Genomic DNA, 20,298 nt, shown 5'->3' with positions numbered 1-20,298 from the left:
GTACATGTACTCAGTACATACTCATCCCATGAGCACCCGTCACATCCTGCTCGGGCTGCTCGCTGCCGGTCCCAGCCATGGCTACGACCTCAAGCGACGGCACGACGAACGCTTTCCGCAGGCCCGTCCACTGGCCTACGGGCAGGTGTACACGACCCTGCAACGGCTGGTCCGCGACGGACTGGCCGAGGTCGACGGCACCGACGCCGACGGCGGCCCCGAGCGGACGCTGTACCGCCGCACGGCGGACGGGACGCGGGAACTGGCCCGCTGGGCGGGCGAGATCGCACCGCCCGCGCCCTTCGTGACGAACGAGATCTTCGCCAAGGTCGTCGTCGCGATCCTGGACGGCGGCGATCCGGAGGCGTATCTGCGCGCCCAGCGGACCGCCCACATGGAGCGCATGCGGGAGCTCACGGCGGTCAAGACCGGCCCGGGAGCCGATCTGACGACCCTGCTCTCGGCGGACTTCGCCCTCAACCACCTCGACGCCGACCTCCGCTGGATGACCACCACGGCGGCCCGGCTCACCACCCTGACCGCGGAGGTCGACTCAGCATGAGCAACCCAGAGCCGCTGCTCGCGGCCCGTGACCTCACCAAGGCGCACGGCAGGACCGAGGCCCTGCGCGGCGCCTCCGTCGAGCTGCGCACCGGCGAGATCCTCGCCGTGACCGGCGCCAGCGGCAGCGGCAAGTCGACGCTGCTGCACTGCCTCGCGGGCATCGTCCGGCCCGACGGCGGTGCGGTGTCGTACGGCGCCGAACGCGTCGACCGGCTGCCGGAGCGGCGGCTGAGCGAGCTGCGGCGGACGGAGTTCGGGGTGGTGTTCCAGTTCGGGCAGCTGATTCCCGAGCTGACCGCCCTCGACAACGTGGCGCTGCCGCTGATGCTGGGCGGGGCCGGGCGCGGGGAGGCTCGGGAACGGGCCGGGGAGTGGCTGGAGCGGTTCGGGGTGCGCGGACAGGGTGAGCTGCGGCCGGGCGAGATGAGCGGCGGGCAGGCCCAGCGGGCCTCGCTGGCGCGGGCGCTGGTCACGGGACCGAAGGTGGTGTTCGCGGACGAGCCGACGGGCGCGCTGGACTCGCTGGCGAGCGAACAGGTGATGACGGCGCTGGTGCACACAGCCCGCGAGGCGGGCACGTCCGTGCTGCTGATCACGCATGACGCCCAGGTGGCGGCGTACGCGGACCGGGAGGTCCGGCTGAGCGACGGCGTCGTGGTGCCGATGGGGGTGACGGCGTGACGAGTACCGGCACTGGTGGGATGCGGGCCGATCTGCGGCTCGCGTGGCTGCTCACCCGTGGTTCCGACCGGCGGGAGTGGTGGCGGGTCGGGCTCACCGTGGTCGGCGCGGGGCTGGCCACCGGGTTCGCGCTGGCCGCCGTCGCGATCGCGTCGGTGGAGGGGCAGTACGCCATCGGCTTCGGCAACGGCCTGCTGAACCAGCCCGGGGAACGGGCCGGGGTCGTCGTCGCGCTGGCGATGCTGCTGGTCCCCGTGCTCGGGTTCCTCGGGCAGTGCTCCCGGATCGGCGCCGTGCACCGGGACCGGAGGCTGGCCGGGCTGCGGCTCGCCGGTGCCGCACCGGCGCAGGTACGGCGGATCGCGGCGCTGGAGGCGGGGCTCGCCTGCCTGGCCGGGTCGGTGGCGGCGACGGTGGCCTCCGTCGTGGTCGTGCTGGGGGCGTGGCAGCGGCCGCCGGCCGTCGTCTGGGCGGGGTTCGCCGTGGCCGCGGTGGCCGTGCCGGCGCTGGGCGCGCTGGTGAGCGCGCTGGCGTTGCGCCGGGTGATCGCCTCGCCGCTGGGCTGGGTGCGCCGGGTGCGGACCGCGCGGCGGCCGGGGCGGGCCCTTCTGGTGGCGGCCGCTGCGCTGGCCGTGCTGCTGCTCACCGCCGTGACCTCGGACGAGGGCGGTCTTCTCGGGCTGGCGCACGGGCCGCTGACGGTGTTCTTCGCGGTGCTGCTCGTCGGCGCGGGCGCGATCTGGCTGTCCGGTGCCTCGGCCCGGCTGACCGGCGCCTTCCTGGCCGCCCGGACCGGCCGGCCGGCGGTGCTGATCGCTGCGGAGCGGCTGCGCGACGACCCCTGGGCGGCGGCCCGTACGCATGCCGCCGTGCTGCTGGTGACGATCGTCGGCACGGGATTCATGGGCGTCCGGCACGCCATGCTGGCGGCGCTCGGCCCCGAGCACCAGCTGGCCGCGAGCCGCTCGTTCTACACCACCGGCCTCGACCTGACCGCCGCCGCGATCGCCGTCGCCCTGCTGATCACGCTGTCGGCGCTCGCCGTCGGCACCGCCGAGTCCCTCGCCACCCGGCGCCGCGGCCTGGCCGCGCAGGCCGCCGCCGGGGTGCCGCAGGCGGTGCTGGGCCGGGCACTGCTGCTGGAGACCGCCCTGCCGCTGGCGCCGGCGATGCTGCTGGCGGGCGTCGGCGGCATGGTCATCGGCACCGGGTACGCCGGGCTCGCCGGCAGCGGCTCCCTGCCGTGGGCGGCGCTGCTGGTACCGGCCGGGGTGTACGGCGCGTGCCTGCTGGCGGCGGCCACCTCACTGCCGCTGCTGCGCCGGTCGGTGCGGCCGGGGGAGCTGAGGTACGCGTAACGGCACGCGTGCTGACGGGACCGGGGTGGACGGGGGTCTTCCCGGTCCCGCGGCAGCACCCTGAGCGGGACATGCAAAAGCCCGGATCGTCAGGCGGAAATGCCGTCGATCCGGGCCAAGGCGTCGTCCGCGCCGTACGGCTGCAAGTACGGCAGCCAGCGCGGGTCCCTATGGCCGGTCCCGATGATGCGCCAGGCCAGGCCGGTGGGTGGGGCGGGTTTGTGTCGCAGCCGCCAGCCGATCTCGGTGAGGTGGCGGTCGGCCTTGACGTGGTTGCAGCGGCGGCACGAGGCCACCACGTTGTCCCAGACGTGCTTGCCCCCGCGCGAGCGCGGGATGACGTGGTCGACGCTGGTTGCGACGCCACCGCAGTACATGCACCGGCCCCCGTCGCGGGCGAAGAGCGCGCGGCGGGTCAGTGGAACGGGTCCCCGATAGGGAACCCGGACGAATCGCTTGAGCCGGACCACGCTGGGTGCGGGGACTGTGACGGTCGCGCTGTGCAGATAGGCGCCGGACTCCTCGAGGCATACGGCCTTGTTCTCGAGGACGAGGACGAGCGCGCGGCGGAGCGGTACGACGCCGAGCGGCTCGTACGACGCGTTGAGGACCAGGACATGCGGCACGGATGCCTCCTTGTACGCCGGCGGCGCGTGGCTCGCGCCGGGACGATCTGCAGTCAGTCTCCCCTCATGCCTGGTGAAAGCGCCACCATGTCCCGGTAACGGGCTGGGAGTGTTTTCGACCACATCGGCTTCCTCCCCAGGCTCACGACCAATTCATCCCCCCTTCACGCCGGACTGTTCGCCTCACCTGCTGTTCGTCTGATCTGTTCATCCCCCGATCAACACCGTCTCTCCCTCGAACATCGCGGCGATCCCCACACGGTGCCCCGTTAGTGTGGTTGCTCCGCCCGTCCGGTGACCTGTTCGTGACCTTGGACCTGACCGCCGTACCCGGGGCGGGCCGTTGCACCTGGAGGTACCCGCCGTGTCGTCCTTGCCCGTCCTACTGGCCGCCGGACCGTCGCCGTCCCCGTCCCCGTCGGAGACGGCACCCTCCGTGCCCTCGCTGCAGGACGCCCAGCAGAGCGCGACGAACGCCGCGGGCTGGGTGGAGGAGAACTGGTCGACGTGGCTCGCGATCGGGCTGCGGGTGCTGCTGATCGTGGTGATCGCGGCGGTGCTGCGGGTGGCGGTGCGGCGGGCGATCACCAAGCTGATAGAGCGCATGAACCGCACCGCGCAGGCGGTGGACGGCACGGCGATCGGCGGCCTGCTGGTGAACGTGGAGCGCCGCCGTCAGCGCTCCCAGGCGATCGGGTCGGTGCTGCGCTCGGTGGCGAGCTTCGTCATCCTCGGCACGGCCGCCCTGATGATCCTGTCCACCTTCCAGATCAACCTCGCCCCGCTCCTCGCCTCCGCGGGTGTGGCGGGCGTGGCGATCGGTTTCGGCGCCCGCAACCTCGTCACGGACTTCCTGTCCGGCGTCTTCATGATCCTCGAGGACCAGTACGGCGTCGGCGACTCGATCGACGTCGGCGTCGCGTCCGGCGAGGTCATCGAGGTGGGCCTGCGCGTGACGAAGCTGCGCGGCGACAACGGCGAGATCTGGTACGTCCGCAACGGCGAGGTCAAGCGCGTCGGCAACCTCTCCCAGGGCTGGGCCACGGCCGGCGTCGACGTCACCGTGCGCCCCTCCGAGGACCTCGACCGCGTCAAGGCCGTGCTCACCGAGGTCGGCGAGGCGATGAGCAAGGAGGAGCCCTGGAACGAGATGCTCTGGGGCCCGATCGAGATCCTCGGCCTGGACAGCGTCCTGCTCGACTCGATGGTGGTCCGCGTCTCCGCCAAGACGATGCCGGGCAAGTCCCTCACGATCGAACGCGAACTGCGCTGGCGCATCAAGCGCCGCTTCGACCAGGAGGGCATCCGCATCGTCGGCGGCCTGCCCCTGCAGCAGGACGGTGAGCCGACGACCGACCCGACGGCGGGGATGTCGGCCCCGTCGGCGTTCGCGAGCACCACCTCTCCGCAGGCGGTCGCGGCGTCGCCGATCGCACCGCCGACGAGCACGACGAAGTAGGAGCGCCTGCCTGCGCGCATGACCGGCCGGGCCGCCGCGTACACCGAGGTGCCGACGCGGACGAAGGACCTAGGGTGGGCCTCGTGGAGCTTCTACACCTGCGCTATTTCGTCGCCGTCGCCCAGGAACTGAACTTCTCCACCGCGGCCCGCAAGCTGCACATGGCGGCGTCGCCGCTGAGCCGGCGCATCAAGGATCTCGAGAGCGAACTCGGACACCGGCTCTTCGACCGCGACACCCACCATGTGACGCTCACGGCGGCCGGCAGCGCGCTGCTGCCGATCGCGCGCGGTGTCCTGGAGCAGTGCGACTCCATCCAGTGGAGGCTGGACGAGGCGATCCGGCCGCAGCGGACCACGCTCCTGCTCGGCGTTCCCAGTGGCATCCATCCGGACCTGCGGGAACGTATCGATGCCTTCGCCGAGCGGGTCGGCGACCGGATCGAGATCAAACGCTGGCCGGGCGCCACCGAGCGTCTGATCGACGCGGTGTGCGACGGCAGACTGGCGATGACGCTGGCCCGGCTCCCGGTCGGCGGCGACCCGGCGCTGGAACATGTGCCGGTGATGTCGGAGCGGCTCGGTGCGGTCGTGCCCCTGGACCGGTTTTCGGGGCGGGAATCGGTCGCTTTGGCGGAACTGGCCGAGCTCTCGTACGTGGGTCCCCCACCGACGATGACCAACGCGTACTTCCGCGGTCTCGACCAGCAGCTGTCCGATCTGGGCATCAAGAAGCGCATCAAACTGAACAGCGCCGCCTTCGACGGAGTTTCCGAAATAGTGTCAAGCGGCCTGGCATTCTCCATCTCCATGCTGGATCCGAGAAGCCCTCTGCAGAATTACCAAATGAGCAACGTGACCATCCTCCCCTTCTCTGATTTCCACCCCAAAATGGAGACCGGGCTGTTCTGGCGCCAGGACCGCGCCCACGGCGGTGACCTGGAGGAAGTCGCTGCCACGGCTCGGGAGATATTTGCCGAACCACTTCATTTCTAACAACCATAAAACGCCCAGAAAGGCGGTATGACCATTGCGGTCATACCGCCTTTCGCAATATGGTCATTCCGTTCCACTCCCCCTCTTGCTAACTTAATTTCCAGATACACACATCTGAGTGAGGAGCGAAGGGGATACTGATGACGGACATGGCGGACACCAGCGCCGGCCCTCTGGAAGGCGTGCGCGTGATCGACCTCTCGACCGTGGTGATGGGTCCCTACGCGGCACAGATCCTCGGAGACCTGGGCGCCGATGTGATCAAGATCGAGTCGCCCGCCGACACCGTACGCGTCGGCCAGTACCGCACCACGCCGGGCATGACCCCGCTGAACCTCAACGTCAACCGCAACAAGCGCAGCGTGTCCCTGAACCTCAAGGAGGAGACGGACCGGGAGCGGGCCCTGAAGCTGATCGACACCGCGGACGTACTGATCACCAACATGCGCCCCGGCGCACTGCACCGCCTGGGCCTGTCCTACGAGGACGTCGCCGACCGCAACCCCGGGCTCGTCTACGCGCACGCACAAGGCTTCCGCAGCGACTCCGACCGGGCCGGCAACGCCGCCTACGACGAGACCGTGCAGGCCGCGTCCGGCCTGGTCGACATCGCCGACCGCGCACTGGGCGAGCCCGTCTACCTGCCCACCATCATCGGCGACAAGGTCTCCGCCCTGACCATCGCCTACAGCGTGCTCGCCGCACTGCTGCACCGGGACCGGACCGGCCGGGGCCAGCTCGTCGAGATTCCGATGACGGACACGCTGATCGCGTTCAACCTCGTCGAGCACCTGGCGGGCCACACCCACGAACCCGAGCTGGGCCCCACCGGCTTCCTGCTGTCGATGACGAAGGGGCACAAGGCGGTCCGCACCAAGGACGGCCTGGCCTGCGTCATGCCGTACAACCCGCAGAACTTCCGCGACTTCTTCACGGCCGCCGGACGCCCCGACCTCGCCGAGGACCCGCGCGTCAACGGGGACGCCATCGACGGCGCCGACCTGGAGTCCCTGAACGCGCTGACCGACGCCTGCGCTCCGGCGCTGACCACCGCCGAGTGGACCGAGGTGTGCGCCAAGCACAGCATCCCGATGGCCCCGGTGCTGGAACTGGACCGCGCGCACGAGGACGCGTACGTCCAGGGCGGCCACCTGCTCGACACCGTCGAGCACCCGACCGAGGGCACCGTCCGCACCATCGGCATCCCGGTGCGGTTCTCCGCGACGCCCGGCTCGATCCGCCGTCTGGCGCCGGTCGCGGGCCAGCACACCGAGGAAGTCCTCACCGAACTCGACGCCGCCCGCTGAGCGCCGCCACACATACCCAGGAAGACAGCCATGAGCACACCCGTAGTACGCACCGAACGGGTCGGCACCACCCTGCTGATCACCCTCGACCGCCCGCAGGCCCGCAACGCGGTCGACGCGGAGGTCGCCATCGGTCTGACCGGCGCACTGGACGAACTGGAGGCCGCTCCCGCGCTCCGGGCCGGTGTCCTGACCGGCGCGGGAGGCACGTTCAGCGCCGGCATGGACCTCAAGGCCGCGCTGCGCGGCGTGTCGCCCGAGATCGCGGGCCGTGGCTTCGGCGGCCTCACCGAGGCCGAGCCGGCCAAACCCCTGATCGCCGCCGTGGAGGGCTTCGCCATGGGCGGCGGCTTCGAACTGGCCCTGGCGTGCGACCTGATCGTGGCGGCCGAGGACGCCCGGTTCGGCCTGCCCGAGGTCAAGCGCGGGCTGATCGCCGCGGGCGGCGGCGTGATCCGGCTGCCCAAGCGCATCCCGTACCACCTGGCCATGGAGCTCCTGCTGACCGGCGAGCCCGTCGACGGCCGCCGCGCGGGCGAGTTGGGCCTGGCCAACCGGGTCACCGCGGGCGGCCAGGCCGTCGCCGAGGCGCTGCTGCTGGCCGAACGGCTCGCGGAGAACGCCCCGCTCGCGCTCGCGGCCGTCAAGCGCGTCGTCCGCGCCGCCGACGGGGCGCCCGACTCCGAAGCCTTCGCCTTCCAGCGCGGCGAGATGAAGACGCTGATGGCCTCCGCCGACGTCACCGAGGGCATGACCGCCTTCGCCGAGCGCCGCCCCGCGCGGTGGACGGGGCGGTGAGGCGCCATGCGGACCGAGGACGTACGACAGCACCACACCACCCCGCTCACCAGCCCGGCGTTCGCGCCGACGATCCCGCGGTTCACCGACCGTGAGTACCTGAACGTCGTCTACCGCACCGACCCCGACGCCCTGCGGGCCGTCGTACCCGAACCGTTGCGGGTCGACGAGCCGCTGGTCCGGTTCGAGGTCATGAAGATGGGCGACGTCACCGGATACGGCCCCTACACGGAGGCAGGCCAGGCGATCCCCGTCAGCTTCGAGGGCGAGCGGGGCGAGTACCTGCACGCGATGTACCTCGACAACTTCCCGGCGACCGCCGCCGGCCGCGAGGTCGCCGCCTATCCGAAGGTCATCGGCTCCCCCGCGCTCCACGTCGACTCCGGCACGCTGGTCGGCACCCTCGACTACGGCATGCTGCGGGTCGCCGTCGCGACCATGGGCTACAAGCACCACGAACTGGACCGGGACGAGGCCGAGGCACAGCTCACCGTGCCGACGTTCATGCTCAAGACCATCCCCGGCTACGACGGTTCGCCGCGCGTGCAGGAACTCGTCCGCACCCGCATCACCGACGTCACCGTCAAGGGCGCGTGGACCGGGCCCGCCCGGCTGCAGCTGTTCCAGCACGCGCTGGCCCCGCTGGCCGACCTGCCGGTGCTGGAGGTCGTCTCCGCCAGCCACATCCTCACCGACCTGACGCTGTCCGGCGTCGAGCCGGTCCACGACTACCTCCAGGGGGCCACCTCATGACCAGCGCATTCCGTACGGCCGCGGTGATCGGCGCCGGGACCATCGGACTGTCCTGGGCGGCACTGTTCGCCGCGCACGGCCTGACCGTCCGGGTGAGCGACCCGCGCGAGGACCTCGCCGAGGCCGTCGAGGAGGCCCTGGCCCGGTACGCCCCGCACCTGGCCGCCCGCGGCCTGGACGTGACCGGCCTCGCCGACCGGGTGCGCATCGCGGCCGACGTCACCGAGGCGGTCCGGGACGCGGACGTCGTCCAGGAGAACGGCCCCGAGCGCGTCGAGTTCAAGAAGGAGCTGTTCGCCACGCTCGCCCGCGAGGCACCCGGACACGCGCTGCTGCTCAGCTCCTCCTCGGCGATCCCGTCGACCGCGTTCACCGGGGAGCTGCCGGACGCCACGGCCGCCCGCGTCCTGATCGGCCACCCCTTCAACCCGCCGCACCTGCTCCCGCTCGTCGAGGTCGTCCCCGGCGGACGCACCGGCGAGGACGCCGTGCGGGCCGCGACGGACTTCTACACGTCGGTGGGCCGCACTCCCGTCGTTCTGCGCAAGGAGATCCCCGGCTTCGTCGGCAACCGCCTGCAGAACGCGCTCAGCCGCGAGGCGGTGCACCTCGTCGAGCAGGGCGTCGTCACCCCCGAGGACCTCGACAAGGTCGTGACCAACTCACTCGGCCTGCGCTGGGCCACGGTCGGCCCGTTCCTCGGCGCGCACCTGGGCGGCGGACCCGGCGGATACCGGCACCTGGTCCGGCACATAGGCGCCTCGATGCAGCGCCTGGGGGACGACCCCGGCCGCCCCGCGCGGAGCGCCGAGGAGCAGGAACGGCTCATCCAAGCCGTGGAAAAGGCCTACGGCTCCGCCACATACGCGGAACTCGCCGAGACGCGCGACCGCAGGCAACTGGCGGTCCTGGATGCCCTGGACGGCGCCACCCCGAAGCAGGAGAACTGAGATGACCACCCTTACCGCCGGCACCGCCGGCCCGGTTGCCGACGAACTGACCGCCGACTTCTACCACTACGAGTCGCTGCTGCCGGACGAGGAGCGCAAGATCCTCCTCAAGGCCCGCGCCCTCATGCGCGACCAGGTCAAGCCACTGGTGAACGACCACTGGGCCAAGGGCGAGTTCCCCAAGGAGCTCATCACCCTGTTCCGCGACAGCGGCCTCGCCGGTCTGCCCTACGAGGGCTACGGCGAGCACCGCCCCGCCGCGAGCAACCTCCTGACCGGCATGCTCGCCATGGAGATGACCCGTACCGACGCCTCGGTGGCCACCTTCTTCGGCGTCCACAACGGCCTGGCGATGTACTCCATCCACTCCGGCGGCGACCAGGAGCAGCGCGACCGCTGGCTGCCGGCCATGGCCGCGATGGACAGGATCGGCGCGTTCGCGATGACCGAGCCGCTCGGCGGCTCCGACGTAGCGGGCGGTATGCGCACCACCGCCCGGCGCGAGGGCGACACGTGGGTCCTGAACGGGGCCAAGAAGTGGATCGGCAACGCGACCTTCGCCGACTACGTCGTCGTATGGGCCCGGGACGTCGACGACAACCACGTCAAGGGCTTCGTCGTCGAGAAGGGCACGCCCGGGTTCAGCCCGGTGAAGATCGAGAACAAGCTGGCCTTCCGGATCGTGGAGAACGCCGAGATCACCCTGACCGACGTCCGGGTCCCGGAGGCCGACCGGCTGCAGAACATCAACTCCTTCCGGGACGTGGCGGAGATCCTGCGCGCCACCCGCGGCGGGGTGGCCTGGCAGGCGCTCGGAGTCATGACCGGCGCCTACGAACTGGCCCTCGACTACGCCCGGGAGCGCCGCCAGTTCGGCCGCCCCATCGGCGGCTTCCAGCTCGTGCAGGACCTGCTGGTCAAGAGCCTGGGCAACATCACCGCGTCCTGGGGCATGCTGGCGCAGCTCGCCCGGCTGCAGGACGCCGGCATCTTCCGCGACGAACACTCCGCCCTTGCCAAGGCGTTCGTCACCTCCCGGATGCGGGAGGTCGTGGCCTGGAGCCGGGAGATCTTCGGCGGCAACGGCATCCTGCTGGACCACGACATCGCCCGGTTCTTCGCCGACGCCGAGGCGATCTACTCCTTCGAGGGCACCCGCGAGATGAACACGCTGATCGTCGGCAAGTCGATCACCGGGCAGAGCGCCTTCGTGTGATCCGCCGGCTCGGAGGGCATCCTTCCTGCTCGAAAGGCACCCTTCCCGGACGCCTGACATCCCCTCGCAGCCGCCCCCGCAGGTAACGACTCCGTTGCCGCGGGGGCGTCCGCTCTTGACGCCCCCTCCCCGCCGGGCCTACGTTCCTGCCACCCGATAGGAAACCTTCCTAACAGTGGCCGGGATGGACGTCACCGCCCGCCCGCTGCCAAGCTGAGCGGCCGAGAGGCAGGTGCGAGCCATGGCAGGAACCGGCGGTACCCCGGGCACCCCCCGCGTCCTGCGCGCCATGAACGACCGCGCCGCCCTGGACCTGCTCCTGGCACACGGCCCCCTCTCCCGCACCCGCATCGGCAAGCTCACCGGCCTCTCCAAGCCGACCGCCTCACAGCTCCTGGCCCGACTGGAGGCCGCCGGTCTTGTGGTGGTGACCGGGACCAGCGAGGGCCGCCCCGGGCCGAACGCCCAGCTCTACGCCCTCAACCCGGCCGCCGCCCACGCCGCGGGCCTCGACGTCACCCCCGAGCGCATCCTCGCCGCCGTCGCCGACATCACCGGCCGCACGGTCGGCACGTACGAGATCCCCAACCCCGGCAGACGCCCCGCCCGGCCCGTCGTACGCCAGGTCACCGACGCCCTCGACGGCGCCGTGAAGGCGGCCGGGCTGACCAGGGACGACATCCGGCGGCTCGTCATCGGCACCCCCGGCGCCTTCGACCCCAACACCGGCCGGCTGCGCTACGCCTCGCACCTGCCGGGCTGGCACTCCCCCACCCTCCTCGACGAACTCGCCGCCGCCCTGCCGATGCCGGTGGAGTACGAGAACGACGTCAACCTCGTCGCCGTCGCCGAGCAGCGGCTGGGCGCCGCCCGCGGGCACGGCGACTTCGTACTGCTGTGGAACGAGGGCGGCCTCGGCGCCGCCCTCGTCCTCGGCGGCCGACTGCACCGCGGCTGGACCGGCGGCGCCGGCGAGGTCGGCTTCCTGCCCGTCCCCGGCGCGCCCCTGGTCCGCCAGGTCACCAAGGCCAACAGCGGCGGCTACCAGGAGCTGGCCGGCTCCCAGGCCATCCCCGCCCTGGCCCGCGAACTCGGCGTCCAGGGCATCCCCACGGGCCCGTACACCGAGGTCGCCGCCACCCTGCTGGCCCGCGCGGCGGAGGCGTACGACTCCACCGCCCGCAACGGCGACGACCCCCACCGCCACCTCCTCCACACCTACGCCACGCGCCTCGCCACCGGCCTCGCCTCCCTCGTCTCCGTCCTCGACCCCGAACTCGTCGTCCTCAGCGGCACCTCCCTCACCTCCGGCGGCGAGACGCTGCGCGCCCTGGTGCAGGCCGAGTTGGCGGAGCTGGCGGCGGCCCGGCCCCGGCTCGTCATCGGTGACGTACGCGAACACCCCGTTCTGCGCGGCGCGTTGGAGAGCGCCCTCGCCACCACCCGCGACGAGGTCTTCGACACCTCGCGCTGAGCAACCCCGTTCCTGCTCCTTCCCCTACTTTGGGAGGCCTCGCCATGCCCGGAACATCCCGAAAAGCGACTACTCACCTCGCCGCCTCCATAGCCCTCACCGCCACCGCCCTCCTCGCCACCGCCTGCACCGGCCAGTCCGCCTCCGGCGCGAACGACGACCCCGCCCAGGCGACGACCCTCACCTTCTGGCACGCCTGGAGCGCACCCTCCGAGGTCGAGGCCGTGAAGTCGCTGATCGCCGGTTTCGAGAAGGCGCATCCCACCATCGACGTGAAGGTCGTCGGCAACATGACCGACGACAAGATCAACCAGGCGCTGCGGGCGGGCGGCGACAACGCCCCCGACGTGATCTCGTCCTTCACCACCAACAACGTCGGAAAGTTCTGTTCGTCGGGCGCGCTGGTCGATCTCAACCCCTTCTTCGAGAAGTCCGGCATCGACCCGGAGAAGACCTTCCCGAAGGCCATGAACGAGTACACCCAGTTCGAGGGCAACCGCTGTGCGGTCCCGCTGCTGGGTGACGCGTACGGGCTCTACTACAACAAGACCGCCTTCGAGAAGGCGGGCGTCAAGGCCCCACCGAAGACCTGGTCCGAATTCGAGTCGGTGGCGAAGAAACTGACCATCTCTCAAGGGGACTCGTACAAGCAGCTCGGCTTCATGCCGAACTACCACGGCTGGGAGACCACCACCGAGCACTATCTCGGCCAGTTCTCCCCGACCTATTTCGACGACAACGGCAAGTCCAATCTCGCCAAGGACCCCGCTTTCGAAGCCGGTTTCAAGCTTCAGAAACGGCTCGTCGACGCCCTCGGCGGTTACCGGAGACTGGAGACCTACCGCGCCACCCTCGGCGACGAATGGGGCCCCAAGCACCCCTTCCACACCGGCCAGGTCGCCATGCAGCTCGACGGCGAATGGCGCCTGGGCATGGCCCTGGACGCGGGGCCCGACTTCGAGATCGGCGTCGCCCCGCTGCCCGTCCCCGACGACCAGGCCGAGCAGTACGGCAAGGGCTACATCACCGGCACCATCGCCGGAATCGCCGCCACCAGCGAGAAGCAGAACGCGGCCTGGGAGCTGGTGAAATACATGACCACCGACACGGACGCGGTCGTGAACTTCTCCAACGCCATCCACAACGTCCCCTCCACGCTCGCCGCCCTGAAGTCGCCCGAGCTGAAGTACGACCCGCGCTTCAAGACGTTCCTGGAGATCGCCGCGAATCCGAACTCCACGACCACCCCGGCTTCCGTCAACGGCGGTGTGTATCTGACGACGATCCAGCAGTTCGGCTACGACTACGAAAGCGGCAAGGTGACCGATCTGAAGGCGGGCCTGGAGAAGACCGCCCGGCAGATCGACACGGACATCGCCCAGGCGAAGTAGCGGCACCACCATGACCACCCTGGCAGCCAAGCACCGTAGATCCGCACTGCGCACCGCGGCCTTTCTGTCCCCCTGGCTGATCGGCTTCTCGGTCTTCTTCGCCTATCCGCTGCTCTCGACTGTCTATTTCTCGTTCATGCACTACGACGGCTTCCGGCCGCCGACCTGGAGCGGAACGAAGAACTGGACCTATGTCTTCGAGCACTACCCGCTCTTCTGGCCGGCCCTGCGCAACACCCTGTGGCTGGTGCTGGTCATGGTCACCCTCCGGGTCGTCTTCGGACTCGGCGTCGGCCTGCTCATCACGAAGATCAGGACCGGCACGGGCGTCTTCCGCACCCTGTTCTACCTGCCCTACCTCGCCCCACCCGTCGCCGCCACCATGGCCTTCGCCTTCCTCCTCAACCCCGGCACCGGCCCGGTCAACTCGATCCTGGAAGGGGCCGGCATCCCGGCCCCCGCCTGGTTCGCCGACCCCGCCTGGTCCAAACCGGCGCTCACTTTGCTGGCCCTGTGGGGCATCGGCGACCTGATGGTCATCTTCATGGCCGCCCTGCTCGACGTACCGAAGGAGCAGTACGAGGCGGCGGAGCTGGACGGGGCGTCGGCGTGGCAGCGGTTCCGGTACGTGACGCTGCCGAACATCTCGCCGATCGTGATGTTCGCCGTGGTCACGGGCGTGATCCAGACCATGCAGTACTACACGCAGCCGCTGGTCGCCGGGAAGGTCGCCTCGGGCGTGATCCAGGGCGCGGGCACCCTGTTCGAGCCCGGCTACCCGGAGAAGTCGACGCTCACCCTCCCCCAGCTCGTCTACAACCTCGGCTTCCAGCGCTTCGACTACGGGGCGGCGTGCGTGGTGGCACTGGTCCTGTTCGCCCTGTCGATGGCGTTCACCGCACTGCTGATGCGGCGCCGGGGCGGTCTCATCCAGGCAGGTGACTGATGGCGCAAGTACTCGACAAGCCTGTGGTGCTGACCACGCCCGCGGCACGGCGGCGGGCCGTCCTCGAATGGATCGCCGTGCACGCCCTCGGCGTCGCCGCCGCCCTCTTCTTCACGCTCCCCTTCGTTTTCGTCCTGCTGACCTCGCTGATGAGCGACAGCCAGGCACTCAGCCGGAATCTGATCCCGGACACCTGGGAATGGGGCAACTACCAGCGGGTCTTCGACACACCGGGCTTCCTGACCTGGTGGCGCAACACCCTCCTCTACGCCGGTCTGGGCACCGTCCTGACCGTGGTGTCGTCGATCCCGGTGGCGTACGCCCTGGCCAAGTTCCGCTTCCGGGGCCGCAACCTGTCGCTGATGCTGGTGATCTCGATGATGATGCTGCCGCCCCAGGTCGTCGTCATCCCGATGTACCTGTTCTGGGCGAAGCAACTGGATCTGTCCGGCAGCCTGTGGCCGTTGCTCATCCCGATGGCGTTCGGGGACGCGTTCTCCATCTTCCTGCTGCGCCAGTTCCTGACGACGATCCCGAACGAGTACCTGGACGCGGCCCGGGTCGACGGCTGCGGGGAACTGCGGACGCTGCTGAGGGTCGTACTCCCGATGGCGAAGCCGGGCGTTGCCGCCGTGGCCCTCTTCCAGTTCTTCTACGCGTGGAACGACTACTTCGGCCCGCAGATCTACGCCTCCGAGAACCCCGGCGCCTGGACCCTGTCCTACGGCCTGGAGTCGTTCAAGGGCGCGCACCACACCGACTGGAACCTCACCATGGCGGCGACCGTGCTGGTCATGGCCCCCGTGATCCTCGTGTTCTTCTTCGCCCAGAAGGCGTTCGTCGAGGGCGTCACACTCACCGGAGTAAAGGGTTGACTGGACGTATGAAACTCACCGTGGTCGGCGGCGGTTCGACCTACACGCCCGAACTCGTGGACGGCTTCGCCCGCCTGAGGGACACCCTGCCCGTCGAGGAACTGGTGCTCGTCGACCCGGCGACCGACCGCCTGGAGCTGGTGGGCGGCCTGGCCCGGCGTATCCTCGCCCGGCAGGGGCACGGCGGCCGGGTGGTGACGACGGCCGACCTGGACGCCGGTGTCGAGGGCGCCGACGCGGTGCTGCTCCAGCTGCGCGTCGGCGGGCAGGCGGCCCGTCAGCAGGACGAGACCTGGCCCCTGGAGTGCGGCTGCGTGGGCCAGGAGACCACCGGCGCGGGAGGTCTGGCGAAGGCCCTGCGCACGGTGCCGGTGGTGCTCGACATCGCCGAGCGGGTACGGCGGACCAACCCGGACGCCTGGATCATCGACTTCACCAACCCGGTCGGCATCGTGACCCGCGCCCTGCTGAAGGCCGGGCACAAGGCGGTCGGGCTGTGCAACGTGGCGATCGGCCTGCAACGGAAGTTCGCCGCGCTGCTCGGGGTCGCCCCCGCCGACGTCCACCTCGACCACGTGGGCCTCAACCACCTCACCTGGGAGACCGGCGTCCGGGTGGCGGGGGAGGACGTCCTGCCCAAGCTGCTCGGGGAGCACGGCGACACCATCGCCGCCGCCCTGCGTCTGCCGCGCGAGCTGCTGGACCGCCTGGGCGTGATCCCGTCGTACTACCTGCGCTACTACTACGCCCACGACGAGGTCGTCGGGGAGCAGCGCACCAAGCCCTCGCGGGCGGAGGAAGTCGCCGCCATGGAGCGGGAGTTGCTGCGGATGTACGGCGATCCGGCGCTCGACGAGAAGCCGGAGCTGCTGGCCAAGCGGGGCGGGGCCTTCTACTCGGAGGCGGCCGTGGATCTGGCGGCGGCACTGCTGAGCGGTGCGGGAAGCCCGTACCAGGTGGTGAACACGTACAACCGGGGCACGCTGCCCTTCCTGCCGGACGACGCGGTGATCGAGGTTCCGGCGGCCGTGGGCTCGCAGGGCAACCCGGTGCCGCTGCCGGTCGCCACGGTGGACCCGCTGTACGCGGGCCTGATGGCGAGCGTGACGGCGTACGAGGACCTGGCCCTGGACGCGGCCCTGCGCGGCGGGCGGGAGCGCGTCTTCAGGGCGCTGCTCGCCCACCCCCTCATCGGGCAGTACGCGTACGCCGACACCCTCACCGACCAGCTGATCGCACACAACCGGGAGCATCTCGCGTGGGCCTGACCGCAGATGTCCTCGCCGTCGACGCGGGCAACAGCAAGACGGACGTCGCGGTGGTCGCGGCCGACGGGCGCGTCCTCGGCACCGCGCGGGGCGGCGGATTCCGGCCCCCGGCCGTGGGGGTCGAGGCGGCGACGGACGTGCTCGCCGAGGCGGTGCGGCGGGCCTTCGCCGAGGCCGGAGTCACCTCCGTCACCCACGTCTCGGCCTGCCTCGCCAACGCCGACTTCCCCGTTGAGGAGGAGCGGTTGACCGAAGCGCTGCACGCGCGCGCGTGGGGGGCCACCGTTGACGTCCGCAACGACACCTTCGCGATCCTGCGAGCCGGGGTGACCGAGCCGCGCGGGGTCGCGGTGGTGTGCGGGGCGGGCATCAACTGCGTCGGCATGCGGCCCGACGGGCGCACCGCGCGGTTCCCGGCGATCGGGCGTATGTCCGGGGACTGGGGCGGCGGCTGGGGCCTGGCCGTGGAGGCGCTGTTCCACGCGGCGCGCGCCGAGGACGGACGGGGCGGGCCGACCGAGCTGGCGCGGACCCTGCCCGCGCACTTCGGGTACGACTCCATGCACGCGCTGATCGAGGCGCTGCACCTGGAGCAGGTGTCGGCGCGCCGGCGGCACGAACTGACGCCGGTGCTCTTCGCCACCGCCGCCGACGGCGACCCGGTGGCCCGCGCGCTCGTCGACCGGCAGGCCGAGGAGGTCGTGAGCATGGCGACGGTCGCCCTGACCCGGCTGGACCTGCTGGAGGAGGAGACGCCGGTGCTGCTGGGAGGCAGCGTGCTGGCGGCGCGGCATCCGCAACTCGACGACGGTGTACGCGAGCTGCTGGCGGCGCGGGCCCCGAAGGCGGTACCCCGGGTGGTGACGGCGCCTCCGGTGCTGGGAGCGGCGTTGCTGGGACTGGACCGGCTGGGGGTGGTGGAGGCGCGGGTGCGGGAGCGGGTGCGGGCGTTCTTCGAGGGCTGAGCTTTCCCGGTTGACGGAACCGAACCGATTCCCAGGGCGTATTCATGGGCAGGGGGTGCTGCGAGGATCGCGCACAGTCAAGATCCAGCAAGGCCGGTGCGGATGTCAGTCCGGGCAGCGATACTTGCGGCGACGGATGACCATGGGGGAGGTCAGGAGTGACACAACCGCCGAAGGGCAGCGCGGCACCACCGGCACCGCGCGTGCCCACCCTGCCCACCGTGCCGCCCCAGCAGGGCCCTCTCCCGCCCGGACCCGCGCCGGCCGCCGGCACTCCGCCCCGCCGTACGGCGTTCGCCGAAAACGTCGACCAGCTGCGCGCCGCCGCGACCACCGAGCCGGGCCGGCTGCGCATCATCGGCGCGTTCCTCGCCCTGCTGGTCGTGGCCTTCGGCGCAGTGACCGCCTGGCAGGCCACCGACCGGGCGGCCGCCGCCGACGACGTGCTGAACAACAGCCAGCCCCTCAGCTCCGCCGCCGCCGACATCTACCGCTCCCTCGCCGACGCCAACACCGCGGCCTCCAGCGGCTTCCTGGCCGGCGGCCAGGAGACGAAGGCCTCCCGGGAGCGGTACGAGAAGGACATCCGCACGGCGGCCGAGAAGCTCGTCCTGGCCGCCAACAACTCCGACCCGAACTCCCGTTCCGCCGAGACCATCACCAAGCTCAACCGGCTCCTGCCGGAGTACAAGGGCCTCATCGAGCGCGCCCGCGCCAACAACCGCCAGGGCTACCCGCTCGGCGGCGCCTACCTGCGGTACGCCAACGACACGATGCAGACCGAGATGCTCCCCGCGGCGGAGGACCTCTACAAGACGGAGAACGAGCGGCTGCGCGGCGACTACGCGGACGCGACGCCGTACCCCTGGGTGGCGATCGCCCTCGGCGTCCTCGCCCTGGCCGGCCTCGCCTGGGCCCAGCACCGCACGTACCAGCGGACGAACCGGGTCCTGAACCACGGCCTGGTCGCCGCCACGGCCACCACGACGGTGGTCCTGCTCTGGCTGGTCGTCGGCCACAGCGTGGCCCGCGCCGGTCTGAACGACTCCTACGACCACGGCGTCCGCTCCCTGAACGTCCTGCACGACGCCCGGATCGCCTCGCTGAAGGCGCGCGGCAACGAGAACCTCACGCTGGTCAGCCGGGGCGCGGAGACGGTCGAGGTGGGCGGCGAGTTCAAGGACAAGTTCGACGTGGCCTACCAGGCGTCGATGAAGGACCTCGCCGACGGTCTCGCCGCCGCGAAGGACCTCGCCGACGACCAGGCGGGCGGGCAGCCCGTGCAGGCCGCGGTGGGCAGCATGGACGTGTGGAAGGAGCGGCACCAGCAGGCCCGCGACGCCGACGACGCGGGTGACTACCAGGCGGCGCTCAGCAAGATCATCGGCTCGAAGAGCGACGAACCGACCGGCGAGTGCTTCGACAACGTCGACCGCAGCCTGGAGACCGCGCTGGCGCACGAGAAGCTGGAGTTCGAGCAGGCCGCGGGCGACGGCCGGGACGCGATGACCGGTCTGCCGGCCGGCGCGGCCCTGCTCGCGGTGCTGGGCGCGACGGGCGCGGTGCTGGGTATCGGCCGCAGGCTTTCGGAGTACCGGTGAAAGGGGGCGTGACGATGCATGCACGACGCTTGCGGGCCAGCCTGAAAGGCTGGGGCGGCGTGGGCGCCATGGCGGTCGTCTGCGCCCTCGCCGTGGCCTTCGTGCTGCTGCTGCCGCACACCCAGCCGCGCGGCGACGACAGCACCGGCCTCGGCGGCCGGGGCGTCGCGGACGGCCGGCAGGCGAAGGCGGAGGCCTGCGAGAACCCCCAGGACCAGAGCCTGCCCCCGTCGAACGCCGAGGGCGACACGATCGCCGCCATCAAGGAGCGCGGCTACGTCTCGGTCGGCGTCGACCAGAACAGCTACCGCTGGGGCTACCGCAACCCCAACGCCACCGAGAAGAACGTCGAGTTGGAGGGCTTCGACATCGACCTGGCCCGCCGCATCGCCCAGGAGCTGCTCGGCGACCCGGACCGGATCCGGTTCAAGGCCATCCCCACCAACCAGCGCGTCCCCGCGATCCAGAGCGGCCAGGTCGACATGGTGGTGCGCACGATGACCATCACCTGCACCCGGCTGGAGGACGTCGCGTTCTCCGCGCCGTACTTCCTGACCGGCCAGCAGGTCCTCGCGCCCAACTCCTCGACGATCAAGGGCTACGACGACACCCTCGCGGACAAGCGGATCTGCTCGGCGGCGGGTTCGACGGCGTACGACAACCTCGCGGCGGACCAGAAGTCCGGCAAGCTGCCCGCCTCCGCCGACATATCCACCACCGTCCCCAACCAGCTCGACTGCCTGGTCAGGCTCCAACTCGGCGAGGTGGACGCGGTGGTGACGGACGGCGCGCTCGCGGCGAGCCAGGCCGCGCAGGACCCGACGGTGGAACTGAAGGGCGACCGGTTCACCACGGAGTACTACGGCGTGGCGATGAAGAAGGACGCCGACGATCTGGTACGCCGGGTCAACCGCATACTGGCGGACTACCGCGCGGACGGCGGCTGGAAGGCCTCGTACGACAGGTGGCTGTCACCGACGCTGGGTAGGGACTCGGAGTCGGCGACCCCGCCGACCCCGCGCTACAGGTGACCGGCCGGCAGCGAACCGACAGCAGGACCAGCAGACGAGA

Annotated in this window: 19 protein-coding genes; 18 read left to right on the top strand and 1 reads right to left on the bottom strand. The window is 70.9% G+C overall.

The annotated features are described in order from the left end of the window. Positions 1–28: 28 nt before the first annotated feature. The 3 genes from I2W78_RS26090 to I2W78_RS26080 are packed head-to-tail and all read left to right on the top strand — an operon-like array spanning position 29 to position 2,603. Positions 29–562 (top strand): PadR family transcriptional regulator, encoded by a 534-nt coding sequence (locus I2W78_RS26090; protein ID WP_196462703.1) that lies wholly within the window; start codon positions 29–31, stop codon positions 560–562. Then, entirely contained in the window at positions 559–1,245 is a 687-nt protein-coding gene (locus tag I2W78_RS26085) for an ABC transporter ATP-binding protein (protein ID WP_196462702.1), read from the top strand. The genes I2W78_RS26090 and I2W78_RS26085 overlap by 4 nt, the downstream gene beginning before the upstream one ends. A gap of 20 nt (positions 1,246–1,265) precedes the next feature. Continuing rightward, positions 1,266–2,603: an ABC transporter permease gene (locus I2W78_RS26080; protein ID WP_196464718.1), complete on the top strand. Its 1,338-nt coding sequence runs from the start codon at positions 1,266–1,268 to the stop codon at positions 2,601–2,603. Between the two features lie 89 nt (positions 2,604–2,692). On the opposite strand, the gene I2W78_RS26075 is transcribed toward I2W78_RS26080, so the two are convergent. Then, positions 2,693–3,229 (bottom strand): HNH endonuclease, encoded by a 537-nt coding sequence (locus tag I2W78_RS26075; RefSeq protein WP_141311855.1) that lies wholly within the window; start codon positions 3,227–3,229, stop codon positions 2,693–2,695. A gap of 364 nt (positions 3,230–3,593) precedes the next feature. Here I2W78_RS26075 and I2W78_RS26070 point away from each other — a divergent pair, with 364 nt between their 5' ends. The 15 genes from I2W78_RS26070 to I2W78_RS26000 all read left to right on the top strand — a co-directional run bounded on the left by I2W78_RS26070 (position 3,594) and on the right by I2W78_RS26000 (position 20,258). Further along, positions 3,594–4,688 carry a mechanosensitive ion channel family protein gene (locus I2W78_RS26070; RefSeq protein ID WP_307783783.1) on the top strand — a complete coding sequence of 365 codons (1,095 nt, stop codon included), beginning with the start codon at positions 3,594–3,596 and terminating at the stop codon, positions 4,686–4,688. A gap of 83 nt (positions 4,689–4,771) precedes the next feature. After that, positions 4,772–5,683: a LysR family transcriptional regulator gene (locus I2W78_RS26065; protein WP_196464717.1), complete on the top strand. Its 912-nt coding sequence runs from the start codon at positions 4,772–4,774 to the stop codon at positions 5,681–5,683. 140 nt (positions 5,684–5,823) lie between these two features. Further along, positions 5,824–6,990, top strand: a complete 1,167-nt coding sequence (locus I2W78_RS26060; protein WP_196462700.1) for a CaiB/BaiF CoA transferase family protein — start codon at positions 5,824–5,826, stop codon at positions 6,988–6,990. 30 nt (positions 6,991–7,020) lie between these two features. Continuing rightward, a complete protein-coding gene (locus tag I2W78_RS26055) occupies positions 7,021–7,788 on the top strand; it encodes a crotonase/enoyl-CoA hydratase family protein (RefSeq protein ID WP_196462699.1) in 768 nt (255 codons plus the stop codon). Positions 7,789–7,794: 6 nt separating this feature from the next. Then, positions 7,795–8,541, top strand: a complete 747-nt coding sequence (locus I2W78_RS26050; RefSeq protein ID WP_196462698.1) for an acetoacetate decarboxylase — start codon at positions 7,795–7,797, stop codon at positions 8,539–8,541. Further along, complete coding sequence (locus I2W78_RS26045) at positions 8,538–9,491, top strand: 3-hydroxyacyl-CoA dehydrogenase NAD-binding domain-containing protein (RefSeq protein WP_196462697.1); 954 nt, start codon at positions 8,538–8,540, stop codon at positions 9,489–9,491. Before I2W78_RS26050 ends, I2W78_RS26045 begins: the two co-directional genes overlap by 4 nt. A gap of 1 nt (position 9,492) precedes the next feature. Then, positions 9,493–10,707, top strand: a complete 1,215-nt coding sequence (locus I2W78_RS26040; RefSeq protein WP_196462696.1) for an acyl-CoA dehydrogenase family protein — start codon at positions 9,493–9,495, stop codon at positions 10,705–10,707. Between the two features lie 241 nt (positions 10,708–10,948). Next, entirely contained in the window at positions 10,949–12,181 is a 1,233-nt protein-coding gene (locus I2W78_RS26035; protein WP_196462695.1) for an ROK family transcriptional regulator, read from the top strand. A gap of 44 nt (positions 12,182–12,225) precedes the next feature. After that, positions 12,226–13,572: an ABC transporter substrate-binding protein gene (locus tag I2W78_RS26030; protein ID WP_196462694.1), complete on the top strand. Its 1,347-nt coding sequence runs from the start codon at positions 12,226–12,228 to the stop codon at positions 13,570–13,572. A gap of 10 nt (positions 13,573–13,582) precedes the next feature. Next, the gene (locus tag I2W78_RS26025) at positions 13,583–14,518 is read left to right on the top strand and encodes a carbohydrate ABC transporter permease (protein WP_196462693.1); all 936 of its coding nucleotides are present in this window, start codon (positions 13,583–13,585) and stop codon (positions 14,516–14,518) included. Then, positions 14,518–15,393: a carbohydrate ABC transporter permease gene (locus I2W78_RS26020; protein WP_196462692.1), complete on the top strand. Its 876-nt coding sequence runs from the start codon at positions 14,518–14,520 to the stop codon at positions 15,391–15,393. Before I2W78_RS26025 ends, I2W78_RS26020 begins: the two co-directional genes overlap by 1 nt. Positions 15,394–15,401: 8 nt before the next feature. Beyond that, complete coding sequence (locus tag I2W78_RS26015) at positions 15,402–16,661, top strand: 6-phospho-beta-glucosidase (RefSeq protein WP_196462691.1); 1,260 nt, start codon at positions 15,402–15,404, stop codon at positions 16,659–16,661. Continuing rightward, positions 16,652–17,626, top strand: coding sequence for an N-acetylglucosamine kinase (locus tag I2W78_RS26010; protein WP_196462690.1), 975 nt, complete (start codon positions 16,652–16,654; stop codon positions 17,624–17,626). The genes I2W78_RS26015 and I2W78_RS26010 overlap by 10 nt, the downstream gene beginning before the upstream one ends. Positions 17,627–17,784: 158 nt before the next feature. Then, complete coding sequence (locus I2W78_RS26005) at positions 17,785–19,227, top strand: hypothetical protein (protein WP_196462689.1); 1,443 nt, start codon at positions 17,785–17,787, stop codon at positions 19,225–19,227. 14 nt (positions 19,228–19,241) lie between these two features. Further along, positions 19,242–20,258, top strand: a complete 1,017-nt coding sequence (locus I2W78_RS26000; protein ID WP_196462688.1) for a glutamate ABC transporter substrate-binding protein — start codon at positions 19,242–19,244, stop codon at positions 20,256–20,258. Positions 20,259–20,298: the final 40 nt, after the last annotated feature.

It is taken from the genome of Streptomyces spinoverrucosus (assembly GCF_015712165.1).
Taxonomy (GTDB): Bacteria; Actinomycetota; Actinomycetes; order Streptomycetales; family Streptomycetaceae; genus Streptomyces; species Streptomyces spinoverrucosus_A.
The sequence above is the reverse complement of the archived record's forward strand: the minus strand, read 5'-3'. Positions and strand labels throughout refer to the sequence as shown.